At 67.4% G+C, this 17,980-nt stretch carries 10 protein-coding genes and 2 pseudogenes; 10 read left to right on the top strand and 2 right to left on the bottom strand.

Features of this window, described 5'->3' with window-relative positions; all coding sequences use genetic code 11:
- Position 1 precedes the first annotated feature (1 nt).
- From ACCQ16_RS15100 to ACCQ16_RS15080, 5 genes and pseudogenes are all read left to right on the top strand, one after another.
- Positions 2-526 carry a hypothetical protein gene (locus tag ACCQ16_RS15100; protein ID WP_011348248.1) on the top strand — a complete coding sequence of 175 codons (525 nt, stop codon included), beginning with the start codon at positions 2-4 and terminating at the stop codon, positions 524-526.
- A gap of 276 nt (positions 527-802) precedes the next feature.
- A complete protein-coding gene (yoaA, locus tag ACCQ16_RS15095) occupies positions 803-2,791 on the top strand; it encodes a DNA repair helicase YoaA (RefSeq protein WP_277572574.1) in 1,989 nt (662 codons plus the stop codon).
- A gap of 165 nt (positions 2,792-2,956) precedes the next feature.
- A complete protein-coding gene (gene tsaB / locus ACCQ16_RS15090; RefSeq protein ID WP_136732832.1) occupies positions 2,957-3,676 on the top strand; it encodes a tRNA (adenosine(37)-N6)-threonylcarbamoyltransferase complex dimerization subunit type 1 TsaB in 720 nt (239 codons plus the stop codon).
- Positions 3,673-4,029, top strand: a pseudogene (locus ACCQ16_RS15085) (ADP-ribosylglycohydrolase family protein); the annotation flags it as partial. The gene tsaB and the pseudogene ACCQ16_RS15085, both read left to right, overlap by 4 nt.
- A gap of 270 nt (positions 4,030-4,299) precedes the next feature.
- Positions 4,300-4,857: pseudogene (locus ACCQ16_RS15080) on the top strand (ADP-ribosylglycohydrolase family protein); the annotation flags it as partial.
- A gap of 342 nt (positions 4,858-5,199) precedes the next feature.
- Here ACCQ16_RS15080 and tolA read toward each other — a convergent pair.
- Together tolA and gshB are read right to left on the bottom strand one after the other, a co-directional pair.
- A complete protein-coding gene (gene tolA / locus ACCQ16_RS15075) occupies positions 5,200-6,075 on the bottom strand; it encodes a cell envelope integrity protein TolA (protein WP_277572575.1) in 876 nt (291 codons plus the stop codon).
- On the bottom strand, positions 6,072-7,022 hold the full coding sequence (gshB, locus tag ACCQ16_RS15070; protein WP_008575184.1) for a glutathione synthase: 951 nt from the start codon (positions 7,020-7,022) through the stop codon (positions 6,072-6,074). The genes tolA and gshB overlap by 4 nt, the downstream gene beginning before the upstream one ends.
- Before the next feature lie 236 nt (positions 7,023-7,258).
- Here gshB and pilG point away from each other — a divergent pair, with 236 nt between their 5' ends.
- From pilG to ACCQ16_RS15045, 5 genes are all read left to right on the top strand, one after another.
- The gene (gene pilG, locus ACCQ16_RS15065; RefSeq protein WP_005913706.1) at positions 7,259-7,660 is read left to right on the top strand and encodes a twitching motility response regulator PilG; all 402 of its coding nucleotides are present in this window, start codon (positions 7,259-7,261) and stop codon (positions 7,658-7,660) included.
- Between the two features lie 17 nt (positions 7,661-7,677).
- Positions 7,678-8,040 carry a response regulator gene (locus ACCQ16_RS15060; RefSeq protein ID WP_005913708.1) on the top strand — a complete coding sequence of 121 codons (363 nt, stop codon included), beginning with the start codon at positions 7,678-7,680 and terminating at the stop codon, positions 8,038-8,040.
- The gene (locus ACCQ16_RS15055) at positions 8,040-8,570 is read left to right on the top strand and encodes a chemotaxis protein CheW (protein ID WP_003482487.1); all 531 of its coding nucleotides are present in this window, start codon (positions 8,040-8,042) and stop codon (positions 8,568-8,570) included. The genes ACCQ16_RS15060 and ACCQ16_RS15055 overlap by 1 nt, the downstream gene beginning before the upstream one ends.
- A gap of 39 nt (positions 8,571-8,609) precedes the next feature.
- Positions 8,610-10,646, top strand: a complete 2,037-nt coding sequence (locus ACCQ16_RS15050) for a methyl-accepting chemotaxis protein (RefSeq protein ID WP_277572576.1) — start codon at positions 8,610-8,612, stop codon at positions 10,644-10,646.
- 113 nt (positions 10,647-10,759) lie between these two features.
- Positions 10,760-17,980 (top strand): hybrid sensor histidine kinase/response regulator, encoded by a 7,221-nt coding sequence (locus tag ACCQ16_RS15045; RefSeq protein ID WP_277572577.1) that lies wholly within the window; start codon positions 10,760-10,762, stop codon positions 17,978-17,980.

The raw sequence follows: 17,980 nt of genomic DNA, 5'->3' as shown, positions 1-17,980 counted from the left end.
CATGAACCGACTGCACCGTTTGCTCGCCCTGATCGGCGTCCTGGCCGCACTCACTGCCTGCCTCAGCGCACCGCCCGCGCCGCCGCCGACCCCGGTGGACCCGACCACTCCGACCCAGCGGCTGTTGCTGATCGAACGCGAGGCCGGCGCAGACGACACCGAACTGTCGGTGCAGCCGCTGCGCGACCCGCAGGTGGATGACTTGCGCGACACCGCCAAGAGCAAACGCCAGGCCGGCGATCTGGCCGGCGCCGCTGCGGCCCTGGATCAGGCGCTGGGCCTGGTGTCGGGCGACCCGGCGATTCTGCAGGAACGTGCCGAAGTGTCCGTGCTGCAGGCCGACTGGCCGGCGGCCGAACGCTTCGCCAAGCAGGCGATCGACCTGGGGTCCAGGACCGGGCCGTTGTGCCGTCGGCATTGGGCGACCATCGAGCAGTCGCGTCTGGCGCGTGGCGAAAAGGAAAACGCGGCCTCTGCCAAGGCGCAGATTGCCGGTTGCACCGTGCCAGGCGTGAAGCGGTACTGAGGCCGGCGATCGGAGCGACTGCGCACGCCGCAAGGCGGGCGCGGTGGATGCCTGGTGTGGCCGTGTCGTCGCGCGCTTTGGATGCCCGAGCACCTCGTGGCCAAGCTGACGAGGTACTCCTGGCTGCGTGGTGCGGTTTCAGCAAGCACAGGCAGGGCGCCCGACGGTTGCTGGCGCAGGCACGGGGATGTGCGCAATCCATCAAGCCCAACCCAGGCAGCGTCATCGCGCACGCGCTAGGCTGTCGTGCTTCCTGCCCGCTTTTCGTTCGGTCCCATGTCCCAACTTGCCACTGCCAGCATCGAAGCGCTCAGCGAGGGCGGGGCGCTTGCGCGCCAGCTCGACGCGTTCGCGCCACGCGCTGCGCAGTTGCGGCTGACTGGAGCCATCGCCGAAGCGTTCGAACAGCGCGATGTGCTGTTGGCAGAGGCCGGTACCGGCACCGGCAAGACTTACGCCTACCTGGTGCCGGCCTTGCTGTCCGGGCTCAAGACCATCGTCTCCACCGGCACGCGCGCGCTGCAGGATCAGCTGTTCCATCGCGACCTGCCGCGCGTGCGCGCCGCGCTGGGCGTGGGGCTGCGCAGTGCGTTGTTGAAGGGGCGCGCCAACTACCTGTGCAAGTACCGCACCCAGCAGGCGCGCGGCGAACCGCGCTTTGCCACGCCCGAACAGGTCTCGCAGTTCCAGCGCATCGTGGCCTGGAGCGGGCGCACCCAGTTCGGCGACATGGCCGAGCTGGAAGCCTTGCCCGACGACTCGCCGCTGCTGCCGATGGTGACCTCCACCGTCGACAACTGCCTGGGCACCGACTGCCCGTTCTACAGCGAATGCTTCGTGGTGCAGGCGCGCCAGCGTGCCCAGGCGGCCGATCTGGTGGTGGTCAATCACCACCTGCTGCTGGCCGATCTGGCGCTCAAACAGGAAGGTTTCGGCGAAATCCTGCCCGGTGCGCAGGCCTTCGTCATCGACGAGGCACATCAGTTGCCGGAACTGGCGGCCAATTTCTTCGGCGAAAGTTTCGGCATGCGGCCATGGCAGGAGCTGGCGCGCGACTGCATGGTCGAAGCGCGCCTGGTGGCCGGCGCGCAGGCCAGCCTGCAGGCACCGATCCTGGCGCTGGACGAAGCCTTGCGCAGCCTGCGTGCCGGCATGGAAGGGCTGCCGCCGCGCGGCACGCAATGGCGTGCGCTGGCCAAGCCGCAGGTGCGCGAAGGGTTCGACGCCGTGCTGTCGTCGCTGGCACGGCTGGGTGAATCCCTGCTGCCGTTGCGTGAGGCCTCACCGGGTTTCGACGGCTGCACGGCACGTGCGCAGGAAGCGTTGAACCGCCTGTCGCGCTGGCTCGGCGAAGACCAGCCGGTGGCCGATTTCGCGCAGGACCCGCCGGAAGAGGTGGTCGACAACGATGTGCTCTGGTACGAACTCAGCCCGCGCGGCTTCCGTTGCCAGCGCACGCCGCTGGATGTGTCCGGCCCGCTGCGCGAACACCGCGAAAAATCGCAGGCGGCCTGGGTATTCACCTCGGCCACGCTGGCGGTGGGCGGCGAGTTCGACCACATCGCGCAGCGGCTGGGCTTGAGCGATCCGGTGACATTGCTGCAACCCAGCCCCTTCGATTGGGCACGCCAGGCCTTGTGCTACCTGCCGCCGAACCTGCCCGATCCGGCCGCACGCGGGTTCGGCACTGCCTTGATCGGCGCGCTGACGCCGGTGCTGGAAGCCTCCAACGGCCGTGCGTTCTTGCTGTTCGCCTCGCACCGCGCGCTGCGTGAAGCCGCCGAAGCCTTGCGCGGCGCGCCGTGGCCGTTGTTCGTGCAGGGCGAGGCGCCGCGCGCGACCTTGCTGCAGCGCTTCCGCGATTCCGGCAATGGCGTGCTGCTGGGCTCGGCCAGTTTCCGCGAGGGCGTGGACGTGGTGGGCGATGCCTTGAGCGTGGTCGTGATCGACAAGCTGCCATTCGCCGCACCCGACGACCCGGTGTTCGAAGCGCGCCTGGATGCGATCCGTCGCGAGGGTGGCAACCCATTCCGCGACGAGCAGTTGCCGCAGGCGGTGATCGCGCTCAAGCAGGGCGTGGGCCGGCTGATTCGCAGCGAAACCGACCGTGGCGTGCTGGTGCTGTGCGACCCGCGGCTGGTGAACAAGAGCTACGGCCGCACCTTCATGAAATCGCTGCCGCCGTTTGCGCGCACGCATGCCATTGCCGATGTGCAGGCGTTTTTCGCGCCGGAACCGGGGGCCCGGGACCGGGCACCCGGGTAAAGGCGTGCGAACCGCTTCCGGCACCCGGGTGGGCGTCGTTGCCGGTTGGTTGGCGGGTGTGCAGCGGTTGTCATCCCAGGTACCGTGCCGGCCACTCGGATCGATCAGTTAAACTTTGCGCCCTCCCGGGTCCCCAATCCCGGGTCCCCGGTCCCGGCTCCCCCAATGAACGTCCTCGCCTTCGAGACATCCACCGAAGCCTGTTCCGTCGCCTTGCAGGTCGACGGGCGCGTGATCGAGCGCTTCGAACTGGCGCCGCGCCGCCACGCCGAACTGGCGCTACCGTGGGCCGAACAATTGCTGGCCGAGGCAGGCATCACCCGTCGCCAGCTCGATGCGATTGCGGTCGGCCGCGGCCCCGGCGCGTTCACCGGCGTGCGTCTGGCGATCGGCATTGCGCAGGGCATCGCGCTGGCGCTGGATCTGCCGGTGCTGGCCGTTTCCACGCTGCAGGTGCTGGCCTTGCGTGCGCCTGCCGAGGCGAGCCAGGTGCTGGCCTGCATCGATGCACGCATGGGCGAGGTCTACGCCGGGGTATTCGCGCGTAACGAGGATGGGTTGCTGGAACTTGCCCCGGAGCGCGTGTGCACGCCCGATGCGGTGGTCATGCCCGAGACGGTGCAGCGCGTGGCTGGGGTGGGAACCGGATTTGCGGCCGCCGACGGACTGCTGCAGCAGCGCCTAGCCGCGCAGCTGAGCAGCGTCGATGCCAGCGCCTTGCCGCATGCCGCCGATCTGCTCACGCTTGCGGTGCCCGCGCTGCAGCGGGGCGAAGGGCTGGCGCCAGAGCGCGTGGAACCGGCGTACCTGCGCGACAACGTTGCACTCACCCTGGTCGAGCAGCAGGCCGCCCGCGCAGCGAAGGCGGCCACCGCCGCGCCATGACACACGGCGATCTCGAACGCGCGCGGTTTCGCGGCTGTCTGCTCGGTCTGGCGGTCGGCGATGCGCTGGGCACCACGCTGGAATTCCAGGCGCCCGGCAGCTTCACGCCGATCGACGACATGCACGGCGGTGGTCCGTTCGCCCTGCGTGCAGGGCAGTGGACCGACGACACCTCGATGGCGCTGTGCCTGGCGCACAGCCTGCTGCATCGGCAAGGCTTCGACCCCGCCGACCAGATGAATCGCTATTGCAACTGGTATCAGCACGGCTACCTCAGCAGCACCGGCCACTGTTTCGATATCGGCAACACCGTCCGCCAGGCGCTGGAGCGCTATCTCGATGGCGGCCCCGCCTAGAGCGTGTCATCCACTTTGAGATGAGTGCGAAGCGGCCTGTGGCGCGTTGAAACAAGGCGTGCGCTGCGGCCCAGGCTGGCTGCCTGGGCAAAGCGCGCAACGCAGTATCGGCGCGCCACAGGCCACTTCCCGGAGGGTTGGCCGTCAGCGGCACGGAGCGGGCGCCGCGCGGCTTGCCTTGGCGGCCAGCCAAGCCGGCGCCACGCAACACCCGCTTCGCACCGCTGACGACCAACGCACCTCATCTCAAAGTGGATGACGTGCTCTAGCGGCAGCGCCGATCCGCGTGCGGCCGGCAATGGATCCCTGATGCGGTTGGCGCCGGTGGCGATGTACTACGCGCATCGCCCCGACGAGTTGGGCGATCGTGCCGCCGACAGCTCGCGCACCACCCATGCCGCCGCCGAGGCGCTGGACGCCTGCCGGTTGTTCGCGGCCCAGGTGCGGGCCGCCTTGCTCGGCGCAACGCGCGAGCAGGTGCTGCGCACGTCTTGCGACGGAATGGTCTCCCCGGCGGTGCATGTCCTGGCCGCGCGCGACCATGCAGCGGTGCCGGCAGTGCAGATTCGCGGCATCGGCTACGTGGTCGACGCGCTGTCGGCCGCACTGTGGTGCTTCGCCACCACCGAAACATTCGCCGATGCGGTGTTGCGCGCGGCCAACCTGGGCGACGATGCCGACACCACCGCGGCGATCTGCGGCCAGCTTGCTGGCGCGTTCTACGGTGTCCAGGGCATTCCCGCCGCCTGGCGCGAACGCGTGCAGGATGCATCCGAGATCATGGCGTTGGCCGACCGGTTGCACGCTGCGGCGCAGGTGGCCTGAGACACTGGCCACCGCGGACCTGCCGCGCCGTCTGCTGCACGCAGCAGATGGCGCAATCGGCCATGTCGTCGCGCGGTCCAGGTTTGTGCGCCAGCCGATCGCAGGTCGTCATTGCCGGCTTGCTGTATGTGCGCGCCGCTATGGCGGGTTGCTGTCGCGCAGGCGTGCAAGAGGGTGACCAGGCTGCGCAGGAGTGCCCGCCTGGCGTCCACGCTCAAGCCGCTGGCATCACGGCACGAGGCGCGCGCGCCGCAGCGCCGCTGATCCTGCGCTTCTGTCTTCTTTCAGGCCTGCGCCGCTCGGCTGTGGTGCAGTGCATGGGGCAGTACACGCCTAGGGGGCTCAGCGATCGTCGTGCAGCTCGCCGCCGGGCAGGAACAGCCAGGTGCGCGTGACCTGCAGGATGTCCACGTCGTCCTTGGTCTTGGGCAGTGGCGGAAACGGCTGCGCCAGTTGCACCACGCGCAACGCGGCATCGTCCAGCAACGGAACCCCGCTGGAGACCAGCACGCGGCTGCTTTCCACGCTGCCGTCGCGGCGCACGCCCACGCTGATGACCACCTTGCCGCCCAGCCGGCGGCGGCGCGCGTCGTCCGGATAATTCAGGTTGCCCACGCGCTCGGCGCGGTCCACCCAGGCACGCAGATAGTTGGCGTATGCGTATTCGCGGGTACTGGCGGAGACGAACTTGCGGTTCGGGCGCTTGGCGTACTGCTCCGAGCGCAGATGCACTTCGGCGGCGAGCCGGGCCATTTCGGCATCGCGCTGGATGCGCTGCGCCTCGGCCGGGGTGAGCGGGTCGGTCTGCGGATTCGGCTGCGGCGTCGGCACGGCCTGCTCGCCACGACGGCTGGTTACCACGCGGGTTTGGGTGGGCTCGGGTGCGTTCACGCTGGTGGCGCGTTGCGCCTGTGGCGCCAGCCCGGTGCGTTCCTGCGGCACCACGCCCGGCTGGCTGTCCCGGGGGCGTTGCGCGGTGGCGTGATCGCCGCCGCCCTGCTGGTTGGCCTGGGCCAGGAAGTCGGCCTGCTTGGGCGTCAACGGCGTGCTGGTCTGGCTGAAGATCACATCCAGCGTCGGCACCAACGGTGCGTCCTCGCTGACCGCAAAGCCCACCCCCAGGATCAGCACGCCATGCAGCAGCAGCGAGATCACCAGCGTCATCATCAGCCGGCGACCGTCGTCCATCGGTGCCGGCAGGGCCGCGGCCGTGCTCATTGCGCGGTGCCGGCCTCGATCGCGTCGAACAGCAGCCCGGCGATGTTCAGGCCGAACTGCGCATCCAGCTCGCGCACGCAGGTGGGGCTGGTGACGTTGACCTCGGTCAGGTAATCGCCGATCACGTCCAGGCCGACGAAGCGCATGCCGCGCCGGCGCATTTCCGGACCCACCTGCGCGGCGATCCAGCGGTCGCGTTCGGACAATGGTCGGCCTTCGCCGCGTCCGCCGGCGGCCAGGTTGCCGCGGAATTCGTCGCCCTGCGGAATCCGCGCCAGGCAGTAATCGACCGGCTCGCCGTCCACCAGCAGGATGCGCTTGTCGCCGGCCGTGATGTCGGGGATGAAGCGCTGCGCCAGGGTCAGCTTGCGGTTGCCGTCGGTCAGCGTTTCCAGGATCACGTTGAGGTTGGGGTCGCCGCTGCCGCTACGGAAGATCGAGCGTCCGCCCATGCCGTCCAGCGGCTTGAGTACCGCCTGGCCATGCTCCAGCACGAAGGCCTTGAGCGCGGCGGCATCGCGGCTGACCAGGGTCGGCGGGCAGCATTGCGGAAACAGCAGTGCGGCCAGCTTCTCGTTGTAGTCGCGCAGGCCCTGCGGGTCGTTGACGATCTGCGCGCCGGCGCGCTGCGCCACGCTCAGCACCTGGGTGTCGTAGACGAACTCCGCATCCACCGGCGGGTCCTTGCGCATCAGCACCACCTGGCCGGGCCCGAACGCCCGTTCGGCGAACTCGCCCAGCGTGAACCAGCCGGTCTTGTCCTCGCGCACGCTCAGCGGCGCCACCTGCGCCACCGCGCGCCCTTCGCGCAGGCTGAGCCCGCCGGGGCGCACGTAGTGCAGTCGGTGACCACGGCGCTGGGCTTCCAGCAACATGGCAAACGTAGTGTCTTTGGCGATCTTGATGGAGGCGATGGGATCCATCACCACAACGACGTCGAGCGACATGGGGCTAAACCTTTCGAACAAGCTGCCGATGGTAACTTCAAGCGATGGGCGATGGCGCGCCCGGTGGGTCGTAGTGCGCGACTTGCCGGCCGGGACGCACCCAGACGTGGTCGGAACGTCCGCCTGGCGGGGCCCCGGCAATGCACCCTTGACAGTCGATGCGGGTCTTGGGATATACATGCAGTTTCGTAGCGACGTCGGAAGGGATGAAGCGTCGCGCGCCCGGGGATATTTGCATGAGTGAAAACATTGCTGCGGGTGGGGAACTCGCAGGACTGAAGGTGATGGTGATCGATGATTCGAAAACCATTCGCCGCACCGCCGAAACGCTGCTGAAGCGGGAAGGTTGTGAAGTAGTGACAGCAACGGATGGTTTCGAGGCACTGGCCAAAATTGCGGACCAGCAACCTCAGATCATTTTCGTCGACATCATGATGCCGCGCCTGGATGGGTACCAGACGTGCGCGTTGATCAAGGGCAACCAGCTCTTCAAATCGACGCCGGTGATCATGTTGTCGTCCAAGGACGGCCTGTTCGACAAGGCTCGCGGCCGCATCGTCGGTTCCGAGCAATATCTGACCAAGCCGTTCACCCGTGAAGAACTACTGAGCGCGATCCGCACGTACGTCCACGCCTGACCAGGGGGAAAGGCAACATGGCTCGAATTATATTGATCGAGGACTCGCCCACCGACAGGGCAGTCTTCAGTCAATGGCTGGAAAAAGCAGGCCATACGGTCGTCGCCACCGATAATGCAGAAGAGGGGCTTGAGCTGGTTCGCAGCCAGGCGCCTGATCTTGTGTTGATGGATGTGGTGTTGCCCGGCATGAGCGGCTTCCAGGCAACCCGTGCTCTCGCACGCGACCAGGCAACCAAGGACATTCCCGTGCTGCTGGTCAGCACCAAGGGCATGGAAACCGACAGGGCCTGGGGTCTGCGACAAGGTGCCAGCGACTACATCGTCAAGCCGCCGCGCGAAGACGATCTGATCGCGCGCATCAGACAATTGGTGCGTTGATGCGCTCTCCATTCGACATTCTCGAAGACTACGAGCGTCGTAGTCTGGCGCACGCCACGCCGCTGCCGGAACGCCAGTTCTCGGCCGATATCTGGCGCGGCGTGGGGTATCGCGTCGGGACCCGGCGACTGGTCTCGGACTTCCGCGAAGTTGCGGAAATCGTGCCGATGCCGCCGGTCACTCCAGTGCCGGGCGCACAGCCCTGGCTGCTGGGCGTGGGCAACCTGCGCGGCAATCTGTTCCCGGTGATCGATCTGAAGCAGTTCCTGGAGGGCCGTCGCACGGTGCTGCAGGAAGGCCAACGAGTGCTGATCATGCGTCAGAGCGGCGGCGACGTCGCGCTGACCATCGATGAGCTGTACGGCCAACGCAGCTTCGAGCAGGTCCAGGCGGTGGAACCCGGCGAGCTGGCGCAAGGCCGCTACGCCCATTTCATCGACCGTGCCTTCCGCAACGAGACGCAGGACTGGGGTGTGTTTTCCCTGGCGTTGCTGTCGCGCACTCCTGAATTCCGGCAGGCCGCGGCCTAATCCGCGACCCCGCCACGTCATACAGATCGAGGTCGAACCATGAGTACCGCCCCGGACGCCCGCAAGACCAACAAGCTCGGCAGCGTCAGCACCAGCTTCTGGCTTGGCTTGCTGGTGTTGTCGATGATCGTGTTTGGCGCCAATACCGGCGTCGCGACCTGGCAGGGCAGTCGTCTTGCCGGTGCCGGCACCGGCGCGGCCGACTTGCAGGTGCTCTCGCAGCAGCTGGCCAACCAGGGCCGCGAAGCGGTGTCCGGCGATGCCAAGGCGTTTGCCGCATTCAAGGAAACCAAGGGCCGTATCGACAGCACGGTCAGCGAGCTGGATGGCCGTTACGGCCAGGAAACCTCGATCGCAAGCTCGATGGCGCAACTCAAGGCGACCTGGGTACCGCTGAGCAAAAACGCCGATCAGGTCATCGCCAGCGAACCGGCGGTGCTCGGTCTGGCCGGCAACGCCGAACGCTTCTCCGGCAGCGTGCCGCAGCTGCAGGCGCAGTTGAACGAAGTGGTGCGCGCGATGACGGTCAGCGGCGCGCCTGCCTCGCAGATCTACAACACGCTGCAGCAGGTGGTGGTCGCCGGCACCATGGCACGCCGGGTCACGGAAATGCGCGCCGGTGGCGCCAATGCGGCCGCCTCGGGCGACGCACTGGCACGCGACTCGGTGGTGTTCACGCAGATGCTGGAAGGCCTGCGCACGGGCAACGAAGAACTCGGCATCGCCGCGGTGCGCAACCCGGCCGCGTTGTCGGCGCTGGAGCAGTCGCAGGCGCAGTGGACGACGATGAAGAAAGACGTCGACGCCATCCTCGCCAGCTCGCGCAACCTGTTCGCCGCACAGTCCTCGGCCGCCGCGCTGACGGCTGGCTCCGGCAAGATGCTCGAAGACAGCAAGAAGCTGTTCGATGCGTTTTCGGCGTTCGGTTCGGTGCGCGACACGCGCCTGTTCCCGAACTTCTGGCTGGGCGTGGTGTCCGGCCTGGTCGCGCTGCTGGCGATCATCGGCTTCGTGTGGAGCTCGGTGCGCGTGCGGACCCGCGAGCAGGACGTGCGCTACCAGTCGCAGGTGGAATTCAACAGCCGCAACCAGCAGGCGATTATGCGATTGCTGGACGAAATCAGCTCGCTCGGTGAGGGCGACCTGACCGTGAAGGCCTCGGTGACCGAGGACATGACCGGCGCCATCGCGGACGCGATCAATTACGCCGTGGACGAACTGCGCCACCTGGTGACCACCATCAACGACACCTCCGCGAAGGTGGCCGTGTCGACCCAGGAAACCCAGGCCACGGCCATGCAACTGGCCGAAGCGGCCGGCCAGCAGGCCAACCAGATCACCACTGCCTCCGAGCGCATCAGCGAAATCGCGGCCAGCATCGAACAGGTGTCGCGCAACTCCACCGAGTCGGCCGAAGTGGCGCAGCGCTCGGTGGTCATCGCCGCCGAGGGTGCCGGCGTGGTGCGCGAGACGATTCAGGGCATGGACCAGATCCGCGACCAGATCCAGGAAACCTCCAAGCGCATCAAGCGACTGGGCGAATCCTCGCAGGAGATCGGCTCGATCGTGGAACTGATCAACGACATTTCCGAGCAGACCAACATCCTGGCGCTCAACGCCGCGGTGCAGGCAGCGTCGGCCGGCGAAGCCGGTCGCGGTTTCGCTGTGGTGGCCGACGAAGTGCAGCGCCTGGCAGAACGCACCTCCAGTGCGACCCGACGCATCGAAGGTCTGGTGCAGACCATTCAGGCCGATACCAACGAAGCGGTCAGTTCGATGGAACAGACCACCTCTGAAGTGGTGTCCGGTGCGCGCCTGGCCGAAGACGCCGGCACCGCGCTGACCGAAATCGAGCGCGTGTCCAACGCCTTGAACAACCTGATCAAGAACATCTCCATCGCTGCGCACCAGCAGTCGGCCGCAGCGACGGATATCACACAGACCATGGGCGTGATCCGTCAGATCACCAGCCAGACATCGCAGGGTGCGGAGCAGACGGCCGAATCGATCGGCAACCTGGCTCAGCTCGCTGCCGATCTGCGCCGTTCGGTCGCCGACTTCAAGCTGCCGGCGTGACCACGACGCGGAACGGGAAAGGATCAGCAGATGGCGCGTAGTAGCGTTACGTCGATGCAGGAAGTGACCGGTTGCCGCGCTGGCGGCGAGTCGGTCGTAGTCAGGGGGCTGCAATGAGCGCGCTTCGCGATGCGATGAGTCACGCCGCACTGGGCTGGGTCAAGCCAGAGCTGGACGAGACGTTGCGCCAGGCGCGCAACGAGATCGAGTACTTTGCCGAAGAACCGTCCGACACCAGTCGGATGCGGTTCTGCGCCGGCTACCTGCACCAGGTGCAGGGCACGCTGCGCATGGTCGAGTTGTATGCGCCGGCGATGGTGGCCGAAGAGCTCGAGCTACTGGCCCAGGCCGTGCAGGCAGGGGAGGTCGCCGACCGCGATGAGGCCTGCGCGATGCTGATGCGCGGCACCGTGCTGCTGCCCGATTACCTGGAGCGCTTGCAGAACGGGCATCGCGACATTCCGATCGTGTTGCTGCCGCTGCTCAATGAAATCCGTGCCACCCGTGGCCAGCCGGGTCTGAGCGAAAGCGTGCTGTTCGCGTTCGACCCGCAGGCCGGCGTTGCCACCGAGGCCGAGTTGGATCACGCGCGCGGCAGTCTGAGCGGGCGCAATCGCGAGTTGCTCGACACCGTCGGCAATGCGGTCAAGGAAGAATTGCTGCGCGTGAAAGACGCGCTGGACCTGCATCTGCGCACCGGCGGCGAGATCGGCGAGCTGCAGACCCAGGTCAACGATCTGGGCAGCGTTGCCGACACCCTCGGCATGATGGGCCTGGGCGTGGCGCGCAGCGTCGTCGTGCAGCAGCGCGATGCGTTGGCGCGTGTGGTCGATGGCCAGACCCAGATGGACGAAAGCGTGCTGCTGGATATTGCCGGCGCGCTGCTGTACGTGGATGCCTCGCTGGACGATCAGGTCGCCAGCCTCGGCGCCGACCCGGGCGACGGTACCGAAGTCAGCAACAGTGCCAACTCCTCGGAAGTACGCCGCACGGTCGATGTGCTGGCGCAAGAGGCGATCGCCAACTTCGGAGCGGCGCGCGAACATTTCGTCGCCTTCATCGAAACCAACTGGGACCACGCGCGCCTGGCCGAGGTGCCGCACCTGCTCGGCGAAGTCGGCGGTGCGTTGCGCATTCTCGAGCTGCCGCAGGCCGCCGATTATCTGGAAGGCGTGCGTCGCTACGTCGATCTGGAATTGATCGGCAAGCAGCGCGTGCCCAGCGGACGCCAGCTGGATACCCTGGCCGATGCGATGGCCAGCCTGGAGTACTACCTGGAAGCCCTGCGCGAGCGCCGTCCCGGCCGCGAAGAGATTCTGGATATCACCCGCAACAGCCTGGAAACGTTGCGTTACTGGCCGCTGCCGTCGGGCCAGCCGTCCGATTTGCCGGTCGGCACGGACCAGCCGGGCAGCGCGGCCGAGCCGCAGCCGGTGGCCGCCCCGCCGTTGCAGCACGCCGACACGCCGCAGGCCGCCAACGATGCGTCTTTGCCGTCGCTGGAATGGGCGAACGAAACCGTCGTCGAGACGCCGTTCGCTGCCAGCGTGGTGCACGACACCGGCGCTGCCGCGACCGATACGGTGTTCTCCTTCGACCCGGTCGCCGCCGAAGAAACCGTGTCCGGCCAGTCGCATGTGCCGTTCACCGTGGCGCCGCTGGATCTTTCGGACGACGGCGCGCAGGCGCCTGGCGACTGGCATCTGGAAACCACGGAGCAGGCCGCGCCGATCGCCACCTCTGCGTTCGACCCGGTGTCGGCCGAGCAGGATGGCAACGAGGTCGCGCAGGTCAGCTACACGGTGGATCTGAGCGCGCTGGAGCAGGAGCACGCCGCCGAGCCGGTGCCTGCCGAGGACGCGCCGCTGCAGATCGAGCAGATCGACCTGCCGGGCGATGCCGATCAGACCGAAGCACCGTTGGAGTTCATCGCCGAGAACGCAACGCGTCGCGCGCAGACCAGCATCGAAGACGCCTTCTCGCCGCCGCCGAGTCCGCCGCAGGAATTGGACGACCCGTTCGTCGAGCCGGTGCAGGAGCCGCAGGACGTCCCGTCCGAAGCGGCATCCGGGCCGGTCGCCCCGCGCGTGCAACAGGCAGTGGTCAGCGAATTCGAGCTGGACGACGCCTCCGCTGCGTTCCTGGCCCAGCTCGATGCAGCAGCCGCGCAGTTCGACGTGGAGCGCCCGCAGGCGCCGGCACCTGCCGCCGATGCGCACACCGCGCAGGCAAGCTCTGAATCGGTGTCCAGCGAACGCGCTCAGGAGGCTGCCGATGCCGGCATTTTCGGCGGCTTCGGCGACAGCGATATCGACGACGATATCCGCGACGTGTTCCTGGAAGAATTCGACGAAGAGTTGGTCAACCTGGGGCAGCTGTTGCCGGTGTGGCGCGCCGCGCCCACCAACCCGGAAGCCCTGCGCCCGATCCGCCGCGTCTTCCACACCCTGAAGGGCAGTGGGCGTCTGGTTGGCGCCAGCGTGCTCGGCGAGTTCAGCTGGAAGATCGAGAGCATGCTTAACCGCGTGCTCGATAATTCGCGGCCGGCCAGCCCGGCGGTCGTGTCGATGGTCGAACTGGCCTACGAGGTGTTGCCGCAATTCAACGCCGCGCTGCGCGACCAGGGCCGCATCAGCGCCGATCTGCCTGAAATCCAGGGCATTGCCGAACGCGTTGCTGCTGGCGAAGAGGTCTATTACGTGCCCGCAGCCGCGGCACCGGTGGCCGAGGCCGTGGCGATTCCGGCGGCAGCCGCAGGCGTGTTTGTCGCCAGCGGCGGAACGCCGGCTTCGGTGGACAGCGTGCTGCGCGAGATCCTGGAAGCCGAGGTCGCCACGCATCTGGACACGGTGAACGGGTGGCTGCAGGCCAGCCAGGCCGAGCCGCAGTTGGCGACCGAAGACGTGCTGCGCGCCGTGCACACGATGAGTGGCGCGTTCGCGATGACCGACGTGCCGGAAATCACCTTGGTGACGACGCCGGCCGAAAGCTACGTCAAGCGCTTGCTGGCCGCCTCGGTCATGCCGTCGGCGGAAGGGCTCGAAGCACTCACCGCCACCGCTGCTGCGATTGCCACCACGGTGACCGCGCTGCGTGCCGATGCGCCGTTGATTCCGTCGTTCGCACCGTTGACCGAGCGTTTGCGCACGCTGGTGGACAGCTTGCCGGAAGCGCAGTGGCCGCCGCAGGTGTTCCTGGACGAGCTGGACGATGTCGACGCCCCGAGCGCCACGGTAGACGGCAGCGATGCCTCGGTCGAACTGACCGGTGCGCAGGATCTGTCGCAGTACCTGGATGCCGGCGCGCTACCGTCCGACGCCCCCGCATCGGCTCAAGATGCCGAAGACGCGCAGCCGCAGCCGGACGATGCGCCGATTGCCGTGGACGAGCTGGCCGAAGCCGAAGCCGAGCATGAGTCGGCACTCGCACTGGACGCGCCTGCACCGCATGCGGTCGACGATGCCGGTCATGCCGCCGTGCACGAAGATGTCCACGCCTCTGCCGAGTCCGTGCCTGCATCGAGCGACGACGCGCTGGTACCGATTGCCGAATCCGAGCAGCTTGCCGATGCGCTGCACGACGATGCTGCGCCAGCCGAAGAGGCAGACCGGGCCGCATCGCAGGGCATCGACGCACACGACCTGCCGGCCGACGAGCCGCTGGTTGAAGCCGAGGCCTGGGATGCCACTGAACTGCAGCATGCGCAGACCGCACCGCACGATCACGCTTCCGGCGAGCACGCGGCAGAGGTGCCCAGTGAGGCATCTGCTGAGCGTGTGTCCGGCGAGCACGACGCCGACGCCACCAGCACGCACGCCGACAGCATTGCGGTAGATGAGCTGGCCGATGCGGAAGCTGCCTTGGGCGATGCGCAGACGCTGGCTGCAGCCGATGCCGAGCAGGCAGTGGACGGGCAGGCACAGCAGGCGCCCGCGCACGACGAGCAATTTGCAGCAGGCGCTGACGAGGCGGTCGAGAGCATCGAAGCGCTGGAGGCCGTGCACGCCGACGCAGCGTTGGCTGATGACGCCAATGCAACGACCGCGGAAGACTGGACCCCGGAAACCGCAGCGCTGGACAGCGTGTCGTCCGATCAGTCTGGCCATGCCGACACGCAGGAATACGCGGGCGAGCAGTCGGTAGACCAGGCGGCGCAGCACGGCGAGGCAGCGTTGCCGCATGCCGGCGAGCCGTATGCGGGCGAACAGCAACCGCTGGAAGAAGCCGCGCAGCTGGGCGAGCATGCAGAGCTGGAAGCGCAACCATCTTCGAATCAGCAGATGGATTCGGGCGATGACGCGCCTGCCGATGCGCAGCCGCACGTCCACGAGCAAGTACCGTCTGACCAGTACGTCGACGCCGGTGAGCAGCTGCAAACGCACGCGCATTCCGACGAACATGCCAGCGACGCAGAGCACGCGACGGAACACCTGGACGCCGAAGCCACGCATACCGAAGCGCAGCATTCCGACGCCGAGCATGTGGCTGCCGAGCAGACCGAAGCGGCGCATTCCGATGCCGAGCATGCAGACGCCGACCGAGTTGACGCCGCACAGGCCGGTGCCGACGTCCTGCCCGATCACACTGTCGAATCGGTGCAGGCATTCGAAATGGCGCATGCGGCCGATCAGGTGGAAGAGACCGGCGATCCGCAATCGGATACTGCGCCGGAGCTGCACGACACGCAGGCTGTCACCTCTGACGACGCGGCGCAGGCCGATGAGCAGGCCGCAGTCGATGCGTTTGCCGTGTCCGATCACGCCGATCATGCCGCGCGCGCAGAACAGTTCGAAAGCGCAAGACAGGCAGCGCACGCGGAACCAGCGCAAGCCAGCGACCACGCCGGTGCCGATCAGCATGCCGACGACTCCGCAGATCAGCACGCAACCGACCGCAGCGCCGACGAGCCGGAAGACACCACCACCGCTGCGTTCAGCGCCCCGGTCGAAGATGCGACGCGTGCCGGTGCGGCCAACAACGATATCGGTGCGGCATTCGATGCCGGCCCGCTGAACTTCGATCAACTCGACGGCGAGCTGGTCGACATCTTCGTCGAAGAAGGGCGCGACCTGCTGGACCATTGCGACGGCCTGATCGCCCGCATGCGCGAAGTACCGGGAGACCGCGATGTCCTCAATGGACTGCAGCGCGATCTGCACACGCTCAAGGGCGGTGCGCGCATGGCCGGCATCAACGCCATCGGCGATCTGGGGCATGCGATCGAATCGCTGCTCGAAGCCGTGGCGGCCAACCGCACCGACATCGATCGCGACGACGTGCGTCTGTTCGAGCGTGGCTTCGACCGCCTGCATCAGTTGCTGACCCGCACCGGCATGCACCGTGCGGTGACGATGCCGACCGATCTGGTGGAAGCCTTCGAAACCCGTACCCGTGGCCGCAATGCCGCACCGCCTAGCGACGCCGATGTCCGCGCGATCGCCAAGGCGTCGGTGGAACCGGCGCCGCTGTCCGCCCCGGTGCCGGTGGAAGGCCAGGCCGAAGAAGACTTCCTGCCGCGCGTGCAGCAGGAGCAGGTGCGCGTGCGCGCCGACCTGCTCGACCGCCTGGTCAACCACGCCGGCGAAGTGGCGATCTACCGCTCGCGCCTGGAGCAGCAGCTGGGCGCGTTCCGCGGCGCCATGGGCGAACTGGATCGCACCAACGCCCGTCTGCGCGACCAGTTGCGGCGCCTGGATCTGGAAACCGAAGCGCAGATCGTGGCGCGTTATCAGCGCGAACAGGACCAGGGCGATCGCACCTTCGATCCGCTGGAACTGGACCGCTTCTCAACCTTGCAGCAGCTCAGCCGTGCGCTGAACGAATCGGCAGCCGACTTGGGCGGCTTGCAGGGTGTGCTGGAAGATCTGTCGCGTCAGTACGACGGCTTGCTGCAACAGCAGTCGCGCGTCAGTTCGGAGCTGCAGGATGGCCTGATGCGCGCGCGCATGGTGCCGTTCGACGGTCTGGTGCCGCGTTTGCGTCGTGTGGTGCGTCAGGCAGCCAGCGACACCGGCAAGCAGGTGCACCTGGTGCTGGAAGGCACCCAGGGCGAACTGGATCGCAACGTGCTCGATCGCATGGTCGCGCCGCTGGAACACATGCTGCGCAACTCGGTGGCGCACGGGCTGGAAACGCCCGAGCAACGCCGCGACGCAGGCAAGCCGGAAGAAGGCAGCATTGCGATCCGTCTGCGCCGCGAAGGCTCGGAAATCGTGCTGGAAGTGGCCGACGACGGCGCCGGGCTGGATCGCGAGGCGATCCGTCGGCGCGGCGAGGAGCGCGGCCTGATCGAACCGGGCCAGGAGCTGAGCGAGGCCGAACTCGATAACCTGATTTTCGCTTCCGGCTTCAGCACTTCCGAGCAGGTCAGCCAGTTGGCCGGCCGTGGCGTGGGTATGGACGTGGTGCGCAACGAAGTGCGTCAGCTCGGCGGCTCGGTGGATATCCACTCGGTACGCGGGCAGGGCGCCACGTTCACCTTGCGTCTGCCGCAAACGCTTGCGGTCACCCAGGCGGTGTTCGTGCGCATCGGCGAAACGACGTTCGCGGTGCCGGTGGGCTCGGTCAGCGGTATCGGCCGCATCTCGCGCGCCCGTTACGAGTCGGGCGAGGGCGGGTATCACTACGCCGGCGAAGAGTACGTGCTGCACGACCTCGGCTCGTTGGTCGGCCAGGCCGCCGCGCGTGCCGATGGCCAGGCGCAGGTGCCGTTGCTGTTGGTGCGGGCGGGCGACCTGCGTGCCGCAGTGGCTATCGATCAGGTGCTGGGCAATCGCGAAGTCGTGGTCAAGCCGGTGGGCCTGCAGATCGCCTCGGTGCCGGGCATCTACGGCGCCACCATCACCGGCGATGGCCGCGTGGTGGTGATCCTGGACGTCGCCCCGCTGGTGCGTCGTTTCCTCGCCCAGCCGGCGCGGCCGTCGCTGGAAACACAGGCCGAAGCGCAGCGCCAGGTGCCATTGGTGATGGTGGTCGACGATTCGCTGACCATGCGCAAGGTCACCAGCCGCGTGCTGGAACGCCACAACCTGGACGTCACGACCGCACGCGACGGTGTCGAGGCGCTGGAACTGCTCGAAGAGCGCGTGCCCGACCTGATGCTGCTGGATATCGAAATGCCGCGCATGGACGGCTACGAGCTGGCCACCGCGATGCGGGCCGACCCGCGCTTCAAGGCGGTGCCGATCGTGATGATCACCTCGCGCAGTGGCGAGAAGCATCGCCAGCGCGCCTTCGAGATCGGCGTGCAGCGTTACCTGGGCAAGCCTTACCAAGAGTTGGATCTGATGCGAAACGTGTATGACCTGCTGGGGATCGCCCGTGTCCGAGACTAA

Origin of the sequence: Xanthomonas sp. NCPPB 1062 (assembly GCF_041481705.2) — a bacterium.
GTDB lineage: Bacteria > Pseudomonadota > Gammaproteobacteria > Xanthomonadales > Xanthomonadaceae > Xanthomonas > Xanthomonas euvesicatoria.
This window is presented reverse-complemented; position numbering and strand designations above follow the sequence as displayed.